This is a genomic window from Pseudomonas phoenicis, assembly GCF_047302395.1.
Taxonomy (GTDB): Bacteria; Pseudomonadota; Gammaproteobacteria; order Pseudomonadales; family Pseudomonadaceae; genus Aquipseudomonas.
The window spans coordinates 4264234-4279764 of the sequence record NZ_CP154852.1 but is presented as its reverse complement, the minus strand read 5'-3'; the positions used below and the strand labels follow the sequence as shown (position 1 = coordinate 4279764).

The window sequence follows — 15531 nt, the reverse complement described above, 5'->3', positions numbered from 1 at the left end:
TCGAACGACAACTACCGAGGTCTTCTCTTGTGAGGCGAGCCAAGGCTTTGCCCCAACCTGCGAAACTGGTCGATTACCGAACAGGATGCGAGGCTTTGCGTTCGCTTTCTTCTAGACTTCGCTTGCGTGCCCAGCGTAAGCCATGGGCGGCGCGACCCGTCTGGCTTCACCAGACGCTCACTCTGCACCCGGGCTCCCGAACTGTCGTTCCCTGCAATGATCGAAACAGCAGCCCGGCGGTCGTGAACCCTGGTCGCAGCCGATGATTGGCCTGCCGCCCGCGTGCCATGGCCTTGTCGGTCGCTTGACCCCATAATCGCAGCACGCACCACCTTTCGCCCCCTCGACGCCGTCCCCATGGCGTCTCTGTACGAGACCTGCATGAGTTCCAGCACTCCATTATCCGGCGTCAACCAACCCCTGCATGGCATGGCCCTGCTGGTGACCGCCACCTTTCTGTTCGCCAGCCACGACGCCCTGTCGAAATTTCTCGGCGGCATCTACCCGATCGTGATGGTTGTATGGGCGCGCTATGTGGTGCATACGCTGCTGATGGCCGGCATCTTCCTGCCCAAGTCCGGCATGGCCGTGCTGCGTACCCGTCGCCCTCTGTTGCAGACCTTGCGCGCCTTGAGCCTGCTCAGCACCAGCCTGTTGTTCACCACCGGCCTGCATTACCTGCCGCTGGCCGAAGCCACGGCCGTGAACTTCCTGGCGCCGGTGCTGGTGACCGCGCTGTCGGTGCCGCTGCTCAAGGAACACGTGACCCGCAGTCAATGGCTGGCGGTGGTGCTGGGCTTCGTCGGGGTCATGGTGATGGTGCATCCGGGCGGCGCGATGTTCACGCCGGCGATTCTGTTTCCGCTGGGCTCGGCGTTGGGGTTCTGTTTCTACCAACTGCTGACCCGCAAGCTTTCGACCATCGACAGCCCGACCACCAGCAATTTCTATGCGGGGTTGTGCAACACCCTGGTCATGAGCGTGCTGGTGCCGTTCTTCTGGGCCACACCGCGCTGGGACCATGCCCTGCTGATGCTGGCGCTGGGCGGTTTCGGCATGAGCGCGCATTTGCTGCTGACCCAGGCCTTCCGCTTCGCGGCGCCGGCCTTGCTGGCGCCGTTCAGCTATTGCCAGATCGTCTTCGCCGGTTTGCTGGGGTTGGTGATCTTCGGCCACATGCCCGACAGCGTCAGCCTGATCGGCATCGCCATCATCTGCTTCAGCGGCCTGGGTGCGGCGTGGATGCAACGGCGCAAGTGACCGCCCTTGAACACTCCGGGATCGAACATGAAAAAGGGGCACGTCGCCAGCGACGTGCCCCTTTCAGTTACGGCAGGCGGATCAGTGGCTCATGGCGCGCAAGCTGCTTTGTCGACTGGCCTCGTACACTTCTTTGGCCATGGGCTGGGCATCGGGCTTGCCCAGGTCTTCCATCGCCAGGCGGTGGGTTTCCGGCGCCAGGTAGGCGGCCAGGGCGCACACGCAGGTGATGAAGAAGGCCAGGCCGCCGACCACCAGCGGGATGTTGTCCGAGCCGGGCGGCGCCACGGCAGCGAACAGTGCCGGGAGCATGGCGGTGAGCATGGTGCCGATGTTCTGTGCGATGGCCATGGCCGAGACGCGGTAGCGGGTCTGGAACAGCTCGGGGTAGAAGCTTGGGAACACGGCGTTGTAGCCCTGGTACACCAGGCCCCACATCAGGATCGAAGTGACCACCGCCATCGGTACGTTATGGATGCTGATCGCGTATAGGTAGACGAACGCCAGCAGGCCAGAACCCAGGCAGCCGGCGATCATGGTCGGGCGACGGCCGATGCGGTCCGACAGGTTGCCCACGAAGGGGATGACCAGCACGGCGACGATGTTGCCGATCACCGGAATCCACAGGTACACGCTCTTGTCGAAGCCGACGCCGTAGGCCGGCTGCACCGCATAGGCGGCGCCGAACACGGTGGCCACCACCGGAATCACGTTCATCAGCGCCATGAACATCACCAGCACCATGTGCTTCCAGCTGTAGCGGAAAGCCTCGCTGATCGGCGATTTCGCCACGGCGGCCTGCTTCCCCTCGTTGACGAAGGCCGGCGTTTCATGGACTTCCTTGCGAATGATGAAGCCTGCGACCAACACCAGAGCGCTGAGCAGGAACGGGATGCGCCAGCCCCAATCGTTGAACGCTTCGCTGGGCATGAAGTAGGCCAAGGGCAGGAACACTGCGGCAGCCATCACCTGGCCGGCTTGCACGCCTTGCAAGGTATAGCTGGCGTAGTAGCCGCGGCGGCCGAAGGGCGCGTGCTCCATGATCATCGAGCTGGCGCCGGAAATCTCGCCGGCCACGGCGAAGCCTTGCACCAGGCGTAGCAGGACCAGAATCAGCGGCGCGGCAATGCCGATGTCATGGTAGGTGGGCAGCAGGCCAACGGCCATGGTCGACAGGCCCATGAGGAACATGCAGAGCAGCAGGACGTTCTTGCGGCCGCGGGTATCGCCCCAATGGCCGAGCACGAAGGCGCCCAGCGGCCGGGCCAGGTAGCCCACGCCGTAGGTCGCTAGCGAAGCGATGATGGCCATCTTCGGGTCCATCGACGGGAAGAAGATCTGCGGGAAGATCAACGCCGCAGCCTGGGCGTAGATGAAGAAGTCGTAGTATTCCAAGGCCGAGCCGATCCACCCGCTGGCGGTCGCTTTCTTGGCTTGGGAGCTGGATTTGGCCATCGTGTTCTCCGTTGTTCTTGTTAGTCATCGCGTGCGGCGATGTCGGCAACGCATCGGGGTCGGCAGATTCAGGCGGGCGTCGGCAGGCCTGCGATGAGTGCCGGGAGCGGCGGTCGAGCAGGGCGAACGATGCAAGGGCAGCGGTGTGCGCAAGGCGTGCGGGTGCGGGCAAGGACGACAGGGCTGTGCATAGGGGGTTACCCGATTTATTGAAATTATTGTTTGGTGACGCAACGTGCGCCCTCGCAGTGTCCAACCCTCGGTCGACAAGGCAGTGCGATCCGAAGGTGAGAAGTGGGCGTAGCGCAATGGTTGTCCAGTGCCATGAAGTGAATCAATTCGTGTGATTCGGTTCTGTTCGGTAATCGAACGCAAAACTAACCATTCCGTACAAATCCCGTTGTGGGCGCGACTTTACCTGCCAATAATCGATCCTGCCAAGAAACCCGTTGCGCGCCCTGTGCCCGCGCTGACCGCGCCGCGCGCTACTTTACAAGGAATTGCCGCATGAAACGTTCGATTGCCACCGTGTCCTTGAGCGGCACCTTGCCGGAAAAGCTCGAAGCCATCGCCGCAGCCGGGTTCGACGGCGTCGAAATCTTCGAGAACGACCTGCTGTACTACGCCGGCAGCCCGCGTGAAGTACGGCAGATGTGCGCGGACTTAGGCGTTGCCATCACCTTGTTCCAGCCGTTCCGCGACTTCGAGGGCTGCCGCCGCGACCGCCTACAGCGCAACCTCGACCGCGCCGAGCGCAAGTTCGACCTGATGCAGGAGCTGGGCACGGACCTGGTATTGGTGTGCAGCAACACCCAAGCCGATTCCTTGGGCGACGAACCTGTGCTGGTCGACGACTTGCGCCTGCTCGCCGAGCATGCCGGCCGGCGTGGGCTGCGCATCGGCTACGAAGGCCTGGCTTGGGGCCGCCACGTCAACACCTACCAGCAGGTGTGGAATGTGGTGCGCCAAGCGGACCATCCGGCGCTCGGCGTCATCCTCGACAGCTTCCATACGCTGTCGCTCAAAGGCGACCCCAGCGCGATCCGCGACATACCGGGGGACAAGATCTTCTTCGTGCAAATGGCCGATGCGCCCATCCTGGCCATGGACGTGCTGGAGTGGAGCCGACATTTCCGCTGTTTCCCCGGCCAGGGCGAAATGGACCTGGCGGGGTTCCTCGCGCCGATTCTGGCCAGCGGTTATCGCGGGCCGCTCTCGCTGGAAGTGTTCAACGATGGTTTCCGCGCCGCGCCACCGCGGCAGAACGCCGTCGACGGTCTGCGCTCGCTGCTGTACCTGGAAGAGAAGACCCGCCAGCGCCTGGCTGACGAGGCCACCGAAGTCGAACCCGGCGTGCTGTTCGCGCCTGCCCCGGCCAGCCGATACCAGGGCGTGGAGTTTCTCGAGTTCGCCGTCGACGAAGCCATTGGCGCGCGGCTGGCCGGTTGGCTCAAGCGTCTGGGCTTCAGCGAGGCCGGCGAACACCGCAGCAAGGACGTGCGCCTGCTGCGCCAAGGCGACATCAACCTGGTGCTCAACGCCGAGCCCTATTCGTTCGCCCACAACTTCTTCGAAGCCCATGGCCCATCGTTGTGCGCCACGGCGCTGCGCGTCGATCGGGCCACGCCGGCCTTGCAGCGCGCGACCGCCTATGGCGGCCAGCCCTACCGCGGCCTGGTCGGGCCCAACGAACGCGAAGTGCCCGCCGTGCGCGCGCCCGACGGCAGCCTGATCTACCTGGTGGAGCCGACGGACAGCGGTCAGAGCCTCTACGACACAGACTTCAAGCTGGGTACCGCAACGGGCGGCGAAGGCGGCCTGCTGCGCATCGACCACATGGCCCTGGCCCTGCCAGCGGAGATGCTTGATACCTGGGTGCTGTTCTACAAAAGCCTGTTCGACTTCACCGCCGACGACGAAGTGGTGCTGCCCGATCCCTACGGCTTGGTCAAAAGCCGTGCCTTGCGCAGCCAATGCGGCACCTTGCGCCTACCATTGAACATTTCCGAAAACCGCAACACCGCCATCGCCCATGCCTTGTCCAGCTATCGAGGCTCGGGGGTGCACCACATCGCCTTCGAGTGCCAGGACATCTTCCGCGAAGTGGCGCGGGCCAAGGATGCCGGCGTGCCACTGCTGGAAATCCCCCTCAACTACTACGACGACCTGGCCGCGCGTTTCGACTTCGACGACGAGTTCCTCAGCGAGTTGGCCTACTACAACGTGCTGTACGACCGCGACGCGCAAGGGGGCGAGCTGTTCCATGTGTACACCGAGGCCTTCGAAGACCGTTTCTTCTTCGAAATCCTCCAGCGCAAGGGCGGTTACGCCGGTTATGGCGCGGCCAACGTGACGGTGCGCCTGACCGCCATGGCCAAGGCGCGCAGCGGCGCTGCCCGCAAGTCGGTACGCTGAGCCAGGTCAGGGACGGTGGCCGCAGGGCCACCGGCGGTCTATCGTGCTTCCCTGGGCTGCCGCCCTCACGGATAATCGGCCGACGCCAACAATAATCTGTGAGCCGGTATGAGTGATGTGCAAGTCAACCCCCGCGAGCCCAGCGCCACGCGGGGCCGCAAGCCGCGCAAGAACAACCCCGAGAAGACCCGCGAAGACATCCTGAAGGCCGCCATCCAGGAGTTCGTCCAACAGGGGCTGGCCGGTGCGCGGGTAGACGCCATCGCCGAGCGCATGGCCACGTCCAAGCGCATGATCTATTACTACTTCGGTAGCAAGGAGCAGCTCTACGTCGAGTGCCTGCGCAAGCTCTACGGCGACATCCGCAAGACCGAACACGATCTCGATCTCGAGTCGCTGCCCCCGGTGCAGGCGATCCGCCGGCTGGTGGAGTTCACCTTCGACCACCACGACCGCAACGTCGACTTCGTGCGCATGGTCAGCACCGAGAACATCCACTACGGCGAATACGTCAAGCAGACCCCGCACATCCGCGAGATGAGCAGCATGGTCCTGGAAATCCTCGGCCGCGCGGTGGCCCGCGGCGTGGAAGAGGGGGTGTTCCGTCCAGGCATCGAAGTCATCGACCTGCACATGCTGATGAGTTCGTTCTGTTTCTACCGCATCTCCAATCGCCATACCTTCGGCGAGCTGTTCCAGATCGAATTGTCGAACGAGCAGATCAAGCAGCGGCAGAAAGACATGATCTGCGACGTGGTCATGCGCTACATGCAAGCGTGAGGCGTGCGCGGGCAGGCGCCGCCGCGCTTGCCCGCACAACCTCAGAGGCTGGCGAAATGCGCTTGCATGCGTTCGGCGTCCGCCGCACGGCCACTGAACAGCTCGAACGCCTTGACCGCTTGGAAAACGGCCATGGTGCTGCCGTCCAGGGTCTGGCAGCCAAGCGCGCGGGCATACTGCAGCAATTGGGTCTGCAGCGGGAAATAGATGATTTCGGCGACCCATAGCTGCGCGTGCAGCAGGGTGGGCGGCAGGGGCGTGCCGGGCAGTTTGGCCATGCCCACGGGGGTGGTGTTGACCAGGCCGTCGGCGCCGGCCACGGCCTGGGCGAGGTCCTGCCCAAGCACGGCACGGCCGGCGCCGAAGCGTTCGGTGAGATTGTCCACAAGGGCTTGCGCGCGCGAGGCGTCGACCTCGAACAGCAGCAATTGCTCCACACCTTCGGCCAGCAGCGCATGGGCCACGGCGCAACCAGCGCCGCCTGCACCCAACTGCACGACCTGACGCCTGCGCACACCAGGCAAGCCGCGCCGCAAGCCTTCGGCGAAGCCCAGGCAATCGGTGTTATGGCCTACGCGCTTGCCATCGCGCAGCACCACGGTGTTGACCGCTCCGATGCCGCGGGCCTCGCTCGACAGTTCATCGAGCAGCGGCAGGATCGCCTGTTTGAACGGGAAGGTGATGTTGAGGCCGGTGAAACCGGTGCGTTCGGCCGCTTGCAGCAGGCTTTCGAGGGCGCTGTCTTCGAGCTGCAAGACGTCGGCGTCGATCAGGCGGTAGAGGTAGCGCAACGCCTGCGCGTCGCCTTCGCGTTCGTGCAGGGCAGGCGTGCGCGAGGCCTGGATGCCGCGGCCGATCAAGCCGGCGAGAATCGATTCGTGCATCTCGCTCACTGGGCGCGCTCCTTGAGCAGTTGGGCGAAATGGCTGAGCGCCAGCGCGTAGCCATGGCTGCCCAGACCGCAGATCACACCGACGGCGACCGAGGAGACGAACGAGCGGTGGCGGAAGGGCTCGCGCTTGTGCACGTTGGACAGGTGCACCTCGATCACCGGCAGCTCGCTGGCGATCAGGGCATCGCGGATGGCCACCGAGGTGTGGGTCCAGGCGGCTGGGTTGATGAGAATGCCCTGGCAGCGGCCGCGGGCGGCGTGAATCCAGTCGAGCAGTTCGCCTTCGTGGTTGGTTTGCCGAAACTCGAGGGCCAAGCCGTGCAGGTCGGCGCTCGCGGCACACAGGTTGGCGATGTCGGCAAGCGTTTCGCTGCCGTACTGTTCGGGCTCGCGGGTGCCCAGCAGGTTGAGGTTGGGGCCGTTGAGCACCAGGATTCGAGGATTCATGGGAGCTATCGCTTTGTTGTTGTTGAATATCGCCGATCTTTGTACCAGGCAGTTAATTCGTCAACCGGGTAATGCAGGTAAGCCGGGAAAGTGGGCGGTAATCGCACTGGTGAGCTTCTCGGCGCATTTTCGGCTTCGCAAACGGTTCATTTCCTAGCCATGAGCAGACTCACAGCTCCAGCCGACCCATCAGCGCCAGTCGATCCAACAGCACCTCGTCGTGGGACACCACCAGCACGCTACCGTGGAACTGCGCCAGCATCCGTTCTAACGCTTCCAATGCGGCCAGATCCAAATGGTTGCCGGGCTCGTCGAGCAGCAGCAGGTCGATAGGCCGTTGCCGGTGGAGCAGTGCGACCAGTGCCGCTTTCATCCGCTCACCTCCGCTGAGCAGTCGGCTGGGCAGGTCAACCCGGGCAGCGTCCAGCCCCGCTTGGGCAAGGCGCATGCGCAAGGTGCCGGTATCGAGCCGGGCATTAGCCTCCCGCAGATGCTCGAAGGCACTGCGCCCAGGTGGCAGCGCACTGGCCTGCTGGTCGAGCAGGGCCACGGTGCCATGCAGGTGCACGCAGCCGGCGCGTGGCGATAGATCGCCATGGATGAGCTTGAGCAGGGTCGATTTACCACTGCCGTTGGCGCCGGTGACCGCCAGGCGTTCGCCGGCCAGCAGGCGCAGGTTCAGGGGCTGGGCATGACCATACGGCAGTTGCACGTGTTCCAGGACGAGCAGGACGCGGCCGAGGGGGCGCTGCACGGTAGGCGGTTGCACGCTGATCGACGTCGTGCGTTCGACGAGGCGGGCGGCTTCGCCGATCTGCGCATGCAGCGCTTGGCTGGCCTTCAACTGCGAACGCTGTTGCTTGCCGGCCGTGGCCTGGCTGCGTTGCTGCTGGCGATCGAGCAGGATCTGCGCCTGGTTGGCCTGCCGGGCGTCACCGCGGCCTCGTGCTTGCTGCTGCGCTTGGCGTTCACGCTGTTTCTGCGCATCGACCGCATCACGCTGGCGCTGCCGTTTGAGCCGGTCCAAGTCGCGTTGCGCACTGGCCTGTTCGCCAGCCTTGGCCTGGCGGTAGGCACTATAGCCGCCGCCATAACTGCTCAGGCCCAGCGCACTCAATTCCAGTGTGCGTTGCAAGGGTTCGAGTAACGCGCGGTCATGGCTGATCAATAACAGGCCGCGCGGCCATTGTTCGATCAGAGCTTGCAAGTGGGCGCGGCCGTCCCGATCCAGGTGGTTGCTCGGCTCATCGAGAATCAGGTAGTCGGCTTGGGCGAGAAAGGCTCCGCTGATCGCCACGCGCATCGCTTGGCCAGGGCTCAAGTGATGGGCGCTGCCGTACAGGTCCAGGCCGCCGAGCCCCTGTCGGTCGAGCAGCGCGTATAGCTGCTCGGCCAGCGTCCAGCGCTCGCTCACCGTGTCGAAATCGGCCGGGTCGACACTGCCCTGGGCGATGCGGCCTAGGGCATCGAGCACCGGAGCGATCTGCGCCAGGTCGGCGACGCTACGGCTACGCCGGAGAATGTGCTGATCGAGGCGATGCACCTGGCCGTGTCGCAGGCAACGTCCTGCCGTAGGGGGCAGCTCACCTGCCAGCAACTGGCCGAGCAGACTCTTGCCCGCGCCATTGGCGCCGACCAGGCCAGTAGGGCGCCGGTCGAAGGTGGCTTCAAGCTCGTCGAAAAGAACCCGGCCGTTGGGCAGGGCATAGGTGACGCAGTCGAGCGTCAGGATCGAAGGATTCGTCATGGAACAGTCCATTCATGCCGCGACATCCCCAAGGCAGGGCTGGGGGGTGAAGGCTGGCCGTCGAGCAGACGGCGGCATCAATGGCGCATCGGACGAACACCTGGTTACGTGGGAAAGATCGCCAGGGTAATGGACTGGGCGATCAGGGTAAAGACAGGCCGATCAGGCGTTCAGGCCTGATTACCTCGTTGGCACAGGCGCAGCAGGTTGCCGAAAGGATCACGGATCTGCATCTGCAACCCCCAATCGACAGACTCTGCGGTAGGGCGGGCGTGGGTATAGCGCTTTGCCTGCAATTGCTGCTCGAGTCGGTGCAGGTCTGTGACCCAGGCGAAGACGGTGGAGCCGGGGGGTGGCGTATCCATGGTGCTCGGTGCGGTGCAGGATCAGCCCGTCGCGATGCACCTGGGCATACAGCGGTAAATCGGCGGCGAAGCGGTATTCCCAGTCCAGCGTGAAGTCTAGGGAGTCCAGGTAGAAGGCTTGTGCCTAGCTCAGGCTTGGCGGCCTGCCATGAAGCAATTAGAATCACTCGCATTTACATCTTCCCTTTGCCAGGCGTGCCTGTGTATGACCGACTCCGTTGCAGCGCCTTCCCCCTGCCTGAGCACGCTCTATCGCGACCACAGCCGCTGGCTGGAAAGCTGGCTGCGCCAGCGGCTTGGCGACCGTTGGGCGGCGGCCGACCTCACCCAGGACACCTTCATGCGCGTGCTGGCCGCTGAGCGCAGCAACCGTTTGCCGAGCTTGCGCGAGCCGCGCGCCTACCTGCTCACCGTCGGCAAACGCCTGCTTATCAACCATTATCAGCGGCGCAGCCTGGAGCGGGCTTATCTTGAGGCGCTGCAACACCTGCCCGAAGCACTGGCACCTTCGGCCGAACAGCGCTGGCTGGTGTTCGAAGCCTTGCAGGCGCTGGACGAGCTGCTCGACGGCCTACCGGTGGCGGTGCGTCGGGCATTTCTCTGGGCACAGCTCGAAGGGCTCGACTACGCCAGCATCGCCGAGCGCTTGCAGGTGTCTTCGCGCACCGTCAAACGCTACATGGCCCAGGCCTATGAGCATTGCCTGCTGGTGGACCTGTGAGCGCAAGCGTCGACCGCCACGCCCGGCAACTCGCGCGCGAGGCGGCGCAGTGGCTGGCATTGCAGGATGCCGGGGAGATGGACGCCGACGCCGAGCGCCGACTGCAAGGCTGGCGCGCGCGCAGTGCTGCACACGAGGCGCTGTGGCAGCGGGCCATGCAGTTGCGCCAACGGTTCGCCCAGGTGCCGGCACCGCTCGGCCTCAGTTGCCTCGACCGACCTGACCCTCAACGGCGCAAACTGCTGGGCCAGGCGCTGACCCTTGCAGCCTGTGCCCCCCTGGCCTTGCTGACCTACCGCGAGCTACCCGTCGAGCGCTGGCGCGCCGACCTTGCCACTGCCACCGGTGAGCGCCGCGGGTTGGCGCTCGCCGATGGCAGCCGCTTGCAACTCAACACGGCCAGTGCGGTGAACATCCACTACGGCGCGAACCTGCTCGAAGTGGAACTGCTCCAGGGCGAAATCGCGCTCGATGGCCGCGGGCCTTTGCGCGTACGCACCCGTCACGGCAACCTCGATGCCGAGGGCGCCAGCCTGTGCGTGCACGATGTGGACGAGCGTTGCTTGGTATCGGTACAGCGCGGCGAGCTGCGTGTACGGCCGCGCCATGGGCACGAACGGCGTCTGGTCGCCGGCGAGCGTGCCTGGTTGGGCACGGCCGGCGTGGAGGGCGTGAGAGCCTTCGATACGCAACTGCCGGGCTGGCAGCAAGGCATGCTGATCGTCGACAACCAACCGTTGGGCCAATTCCTGCGCGAGTTGCAGCGTTATCGTCCGGGCCTGCTGCGCTGGCCGGCGAGCCTCGAGCGGCTGGCGGTCACCGGCACGTTCATGCTCGACGACACCGACCGGATCCTGGGGTTGCTGGCCGCCAGCCTGCCGCTGCGGGTGCAGTACCGCACACGCTATTGGGTGACCCTGAGTGTGCGCGAGCAGCCCGCCTGAGGTACCGGCTTAAATATTACAAGCTGTGGCACGATGGAATCGCAGCGCGCCGATGCAGTCCCATCTGACATACAGGCGGTTCGACGGCTTGCCGTACCAGGAACGATCCACTTTTTTCGATGCCAAGGAGACACCCAGATGAAAGCCAAAGCACTTCTGATGACCGCATTGCTGACCAGCGCCGGCCTGGCTCAGGCCGCCCAGACAGTCGAGCTAAAGCTCGCCGGTCCCGATGGCGCGGGCAAGTCGATCGGCACCGTCACCATCGAACAAAACAAGTACGGCGCATTGCTGACCCCCGATCTGAAGGATCTGCCACCCGGCGTACACGGCTTCCACCTGCACCAGAACGCTTCCTGCGATCCGTCCCAGGACAACGGCAAGACCGTCCCCGCCGGGGCCGCTGGCGGCCACTGGGACCCGGACACCACCAACGCGCACAAAGGCCCTTACGATGACAGCGGCCACCGCGGCGACCTGCCGGCGCTGTATGTCGGCGCCGACGGCAAGGCCACCTATCCGGTGTTGGCGCCACGTTTGAAAGCCGACGACTTCAAAGGCCACGCGCTCATGGTCCACGCCGGCGGCGACAACCACAGCGACCACCCGGAAAAACTCGGCGGTGGCGGTGCGCGCGTGGCGTGTGGTGTGGTCAAGTAAGGCGTTGCATGGGCGCTCCAGCATTGGGGATTCGACGGTCGCAGCCACACCTTACCCGTGTGCCCGTGTTGGAGCGGCCGATTTGGCGCCCCGATCAGCCGCCAGTGCCGCTCCGATGGCCCTTCCTTGTTACAGAAAGCACCCACACACAGCACCTGATCCGGGCCGGCTTCGCCGTCCATCGCGGCTGAAGCCGCTCCTACAGGGGGTGCGATCGCAGCTCGGCCGGGTCGACGATTTGATCAGCCGCGATGGGCGGCGACGGCGACCCATGCAGACCACCGCTGAGCATCTGACGGAAAATCAATTGTGGCTGTTGGCCTGCTACTCAGGCCATCGCGGTCAATTGGGGCGCGAGCCGGTCGCACCAGCAGGGGTGGCCTCGAAGGGCTTGACTGTCGCTTCAGTGTTTCCATCCGATCGGACTCAGTCCTCCAACTCCAACCAGATCGGCGCATGGTCCGAAGGTTTCTCCATCGCACGTAGCTCGTAGTCCACGCCCGCATCCCTGACCCGTGGCAGCAGGCCATTGGACGCCATGATCAGGTCGATGCGCAGGCCGCGCTTGGGCGTGTCCTCGAAGCCACGGCTGCGGTAGTCGAACCAGCTGAAGCGATCGTCCACCTCCGGGTGCAGATGGCGGAAGCTGTCGGTCAGGCCCCAGTTCTTCAGGCGCGCCAGCCATTCGCGCTCTTCGGGCAGGAAGCTGCATTTGCCGGCCTTGAGCCAACGTTTGATGCTGTCCGGGCCGATGCCGATGTCGCAATCCTGCGGCGAGATGTTCAAGTCGCCCATGAGGACCAGCGGTTGCTCGTTGCTGAAGCGGCTTTCGAGCAGGTCTTGCAGGTCGCTGTAAAAGCGCTGCTTTGCCGGAAACTTGGTAGGGTGGTCGCGGCTTTCGCCCTGGGGAAAATAGCCGTTCATGATGGTGATCGGCGTGCCGTTGGCGTCGGCGAAGGTGCCCCAGATGAAGCGCCGTTGCGCATCCTCTTCGTCGCCAGCGAAGCCTTTGAACAGCTCCAGCGGCGCCTGGCGCGAGAGCAGGGCCACGCCATAGTGGCCTTTCTGCCCGTGGTAGTGCACGTGGTAACCCAGTGCCTGTACTTCGGCCAGGGGAAACTGCTCGTCGCTGACCTTGGTTTCCTGCAGGCCGATGACGTCGGGCCGATGCTTTTCGATCAGCGCCGACAGCTGGTGGGGCCGGGCGCGCAGGCCGTTGATGTTGAAACAGACGATCTTCATGGGGGAAACGCTGACCCTGGTGAAAAGCCGGATGCTAGCGGACTGCGCCTGCGATCACCAGCGTGCACGCTCGGGCGCGGTCGGCGGTGAACGAAGCGAAGCGGTGCCCCTCCAAGGCTAAACGCCCATTTCAGGAGTTCCACCACCCATGACGACCCCGTCTGCCACGCAGGTTTGCATGCTCGACAGCGGCTTTGCGCGCGAGGTGCGCGCGCTGCTGTTCCAAGCCTATGCGCCCGAACCCACCTACACCTACCTGTTCGACGCCAAACGCGCCGGTTACGAGCGCAGGCTGCGCGTGGTGATCAAGGAATGGGTGCGTCAGCACTTCAATTTCAACTTGCCGGCCATCGGCCTGCTGGAGCAGGACCGTCTGGTGGCCGTCGCGCTGATCGTCCCGCCGCAGCGCCGTCTGGGGGTGGCCGACAGCTGGGCCTGGCGCCTGCGCATGATTCTCGGTGCGGGGCTGCGCAGCACACGGCGCTATCTGGACTACCAGGGTGCGCTTTCCACCTGGTTGCCCACCGATCAGGTGCACGTGCTGCCGCTGCTGGGCATCCATCCGCACTACCAGGGCGAACGGTACGCCAATGAGCTGCTGCAGGTGGTGCACGACTGGTGCGCCGAAGACCCCAATACCGAAGGCGTGGTGCTCAACACCAGCAATCCCCACGCGATGCTGTTCCTGCAAAGCCAGGGCTATCAGATGCTGGGCGAAGTGGCAGTGGGGCCGGTCAGCGAGCAGGTGTTCTTCCACCCGGCACCGACGTCTTCACGGGCCTTAGCGACATGAATCCACAGCAAAGCGCTTTCATCGACACCTCCCTCTGGTAGCATGCCGCGCATGACGTATTCAGGAAGAGTTACCTGGGGCCTGATCATCTGGGTCGCCAGTTTCAGCGCATGGGGGCAGAGCGAATTGGTGGTGCGGGTCAAACCGGCCAACAAGGCGCTCAAGGCCAATGTCGAAGGTTATGTCGGCAGCCTGGGCGATCGTGACGAAGATGCCTTGCTGCGCTTCAGTCGCGGCGCCGAGGAGCAGGCGCGCAAGGCCGCACAGGCTTTGGGCTATTACCAGGCGCAGATCGCCTCCGAGGTGCAGCCGCCGGCCACGGCCGAGCAATCGCCGCGCCTGGTGCTGTCGATCGTGCCCGGTGAGCCGGTGCGGCTGCGCAACGTCAATGTGCGCGTGGAAGGTCCTGCCAGCGAAATGGCGGCTTTCCGCGTGCCCGACGGCAAGCTGCTGCACGCGGGCCAGCCGCTCAACCATGGCTACTACGAAAGCGCCAAGCAACTGATCGAGAACCAGGCGTCGCGCTATGGCTTCTTCAGCGGCCACTTTACCCAACAGCGCCTGGCGGTGGATCCGCGGGCCGGCATCGCCGACATCGATTTGGTGTACCAGAGCGGGCCGCGCTACCGCCTGGGCGCGGTGACCTTCGATGGCGACACGCCGCTGGACGACGACCTGCTGCAGCGCATGGTCGGCTTCAAACCTGGTACGCCCTACGATTCCGAGCTGATCGCCGAACTCACCAACGACTTGCAGTCCAGCGGCTATTTCGAAGGGGTGCGCGTGGACGCCGCGCCCACGGCGGCCGTCGGCGAACAGGTACCGGTGGCGGTCAATCTGGAAACCCGCAAGCCGCGTACCCTGGGCCTGGGCCTGGGGTATTCCACCGACGTCGGGCCGCGCGGCAAGGCCAATTGGACGCGCCATTGGGTCAACCCGCAAGGGCACAGCTACGGATGGGAAACCGAGTTGTCGGCGCCCCGACAGAACGTCGGTCTGTGGTACGACGTGCCGCTCGATCCGCCGCTCACCGACAAGCTGCGTTTCGCCGGCGGTTACCAGAACGAAGAAATCGCCGGCACAGACACCCTCAGCAAGCTGCTCACCGTCGGCCCGGAATGGCACAGCAAGCTGCCCAGCGGCTGGCAGCGGGTCATCTCGCTCAAGTACCAGCGCGAGGAGTACAAGCTCGGCGACGATTCGGGCCTGAGCAACCTGCTGATGCCCGGCATCAGCTATGCCTACCTGCGCAGCGACAACCGCATCGATCCACACAACGGCTACCGCGTGCAATTCGACACCAAGGTGGCCAAGGAAGGACTGGGTTCGGACACCAACCTGCTGTACGGCAACGTCACCCTCAAGGGTTTGACCACGGTGGCGCAGAACCACCGCCTGCTCGGTCGCGTGCAGTTCGGCGGCAGCGCCACCAACAGCTACAGCAACAACGTACCGCCCTCGTTGCGTTTCTTCGCCGGTGGTGACCAGAGCGTGCGCGGTTACGACTACCAGACGCTGTCGCCCAAGAACAGCGACGGCGACCGTATCGGCGGACGCTACATGGTCGCGGCCAGTGCCGAATACCAATATTCGCTGACGGAGAAATGGCGCGTGGCGACCTTCATCGATCAGGGCAATGCCTTCAACACCCTGGACCTGCCCGACCTCAAGACCGGTGTCGGCTTCGGCGTGCGCTGGGTGTCGCCGATCGGGCCGCTGCGCCTTGACCTGGCCAAGGCGCTGGACGACGACGGCGGCATCCGCCTGCACTTCTCGATGGGGCCGGAACTGTGAGGGCAGGGGTGAAGAA

The 15531-nt window shown here is 64.5% G+C and carries 13 protein-coding genes and 1 pseudogene; 8 read left to right on the top strand and 6 right to left on the bottom strand.

Features of this window, described 5'->3' with window-relative positions; genetic code table 11:
- The first annotated feature begins 381 nt into the window (after positions 1 to 381).
- On the top strand, positions 382 to 1260 hold the full coding sequence (locus tag AA0Z93_RS19435; protein WP_413047357.1) for a DMT family transporter: 879 nt from the start codon (positions 382 to 384) through the stop codon (positions 1258 to 1260).
- An 81-nt stretch (positions 1261 to 1341) separates the two neighbouring features.
- On the opposite strand, the gene AA0Z93_RS19430 is transcribed toward AA0Z93_RS19435, so the two are convergent.
- Positions 1342 to 2715: an MFS transporter gene (locus tag AA0Z93_RS19430; RefSeq protein ID WP_413047358.1), complete on the bottom strand. Its 1374-nt coding sequence runs from the start codon at positions 2713 to 2715 to the stop codon at positions 1342 to 1344.
- Between the two features lie 507 nt (positions 2716 to 3222).
- Between AA0Z93_RS19430 and quiC the strand changes: the two genes are divergently transcribed.
- Positions 3223 to 5130 carry a 3-dehydroshikimate dehydratase QuiC gene (quiC, locus tag AA0Z93_RS19425; RefSeq protein ID WP_413047359.1) on the top strand — a complete coding sequence of 636 codons (1908 nt, stop codon included), beginning with the start codon at positions 3223 to 3225 and terminating at the stop codon, positions 5128 to 5130.
- 108 nt (positions 5131 to 5238) lie between these two features.
- Positions 5239 to 5910, top strand: a complete 672-nt coding sequence (locus tag AA0Z93_RS19420; RefSeq protein ID WP_296268170.1) for a TetR/AcrR family transcriptional regulator — start codon at positions 5239 to 5241, stop codon at positions 5908 to 5910.
- Between the two features lie 41 nt (positions 5911 to 5951).
- Here AA0Z93_RS19420 and AA0Z93_RS19415 read toward each other — a convergent pair whose 3' ends face one another.
- The 4 genes and pseudogenes from AA0Z93_RS19415 to AA0Z93_RS19400 form a co-directional block, all read right to left on the bottom strand.
- Positions 5952 to 6794 (bottom strand): shikimate dehydrogenase, encoded by an 843-nt coding sequence (locus AA0Z93_RS19415; RefSeq protein WP_413048396.1) that lies wholly within the window; start codon positions 6792 to 6794, stop codon positions 5952 to 5954.
- A 5-nt stretch (positions 6795 to 6799) separates the two neighbouring features.
- Positions 6800 to 7249: a type II 3-dehydroquinate dehydratase gene (gene aroQ / locus AA0Z93_RS19410; protein ID WP_413047360.1), complete on the bottom strand. Its 450-nt coding sequence runs from the start codon at positions 7247 to 7249 to the stop codon at positions 6800 to 6802.
- A 169-nt stretch (positions 7250 to 7418) separates the two neighbouring features.
- Complete coding sequence (locus AA0Z93_RS19405) at positions 7419 to 8996, bottom strand: ATP-binding cassette domain-containing protein (protein ID WP_413047361.1); 1578 nt, start codon at positions 8994 to 8996, stop codon at positions 7419 to 7421.
- Positions 8997 to 9166: 170 nt separating this feature from the next.
- Positions 9167 to 9485 (bottom strand): annotated as a pseudogene (locus AA0Z93_RS19400) (glyoxalase superfamily protein); the annotation flags it as partial.
- Between the two features lie 81 nt (positions 9486 to 9566).
- Between AA0Z93_RS19400 and AA0Z93_RS19395 the strand changes: the two are divergent.
- The 3 genes from AA0Z93_RS19395 (at position 9567) to sodC (ending at position 11686) form a co-directional block, all read left to right on the top strand.
- Positions 9567 to 10082: a sigma-70 family RNA polymerase sigma factor gene (locus tag AA0Z93_RS19395; protein ID WP_413047362.1), complete on the top strand. Its 516-nt coding sequence runs from the start codon at positions 9567 to 9569 to the stop codon at positions 10080 to 10082.
- The gene (locus AA0Z93_RS19390; RefSeq protein WP_413047363.1) at positions 10079 to 11026 is read left to right on the top strand and encodes a FecR domain-containing protein; all 948 of its coding nucleotides are present in this window, start codon (positions 10079 to 10081) and stop codon (positions 11024 to 11026) included. Before AA0Z93_RS19395 ends, AA0Z93_RS19390 begins: the two co-directional genes overlap by 4 nt.
- A 138-nt stretch (positions 11027 to 11164) precedes the next feature.
- Entirely contained in the window at positions 11165 to 11686 is a 522-nt protein-coding gene (sodC, locus tag AA0Z93_RS19385) for a superoxide dismutase [Cu-Zn] SodC (RefSeq protein ID WP_413047364.1), read from the top strand.
- Between the two features lie 426 nt (positions 11687 to 12112).
- Here sodC and xthA read toward each other — a convergent pair whose 3' ends face one another.
- Entirely contained in the window at positions 12113 to 12928 is an 816-nt protein-coding gene (gene xthA / locus AA0Z93_RS19380; protein ID WP_413047365.1) for an exodeoxyribonuclease III, read from the bottom strand.
- 148 nt (positions 12929 to 13076) lie between these two features.
- On the opposite strand from xthA, the gene AA0Z93_RS19375 reads away from it, so the two are divergent.
- Both AA0Z93_RS19375 and AA0Z93_RS19370 read left to right on the top strand, forming a co-directional pair.
- Positions 13077 to 13721 (top strand): GNAT family N-acetyltransferase, encoded by a 645-nt coding sequence (locus tag AA0Z93_RS19375; RefSeq protein WP_413047366.1) that lies wholly within the window; start codon positions 13077 to 13079, stop codon positions 13719 to 13721.
- Between the two features lie 51 nt (positions 13722 to 13772).
- On the top strand, positions 13773 to 15515 hold the full coding sequence (locus AA0Z93_RS19370) for an autotransporter assembly complex protein TamA (protein WP_413047367.1): 1743 nt from the start codon (positions 13773 to 13775) through the stop codon (positions 15513 to 15515).
- The last annotated feature ends 16 nt before the right edge of the window (positions 15516 to 15531 follow it).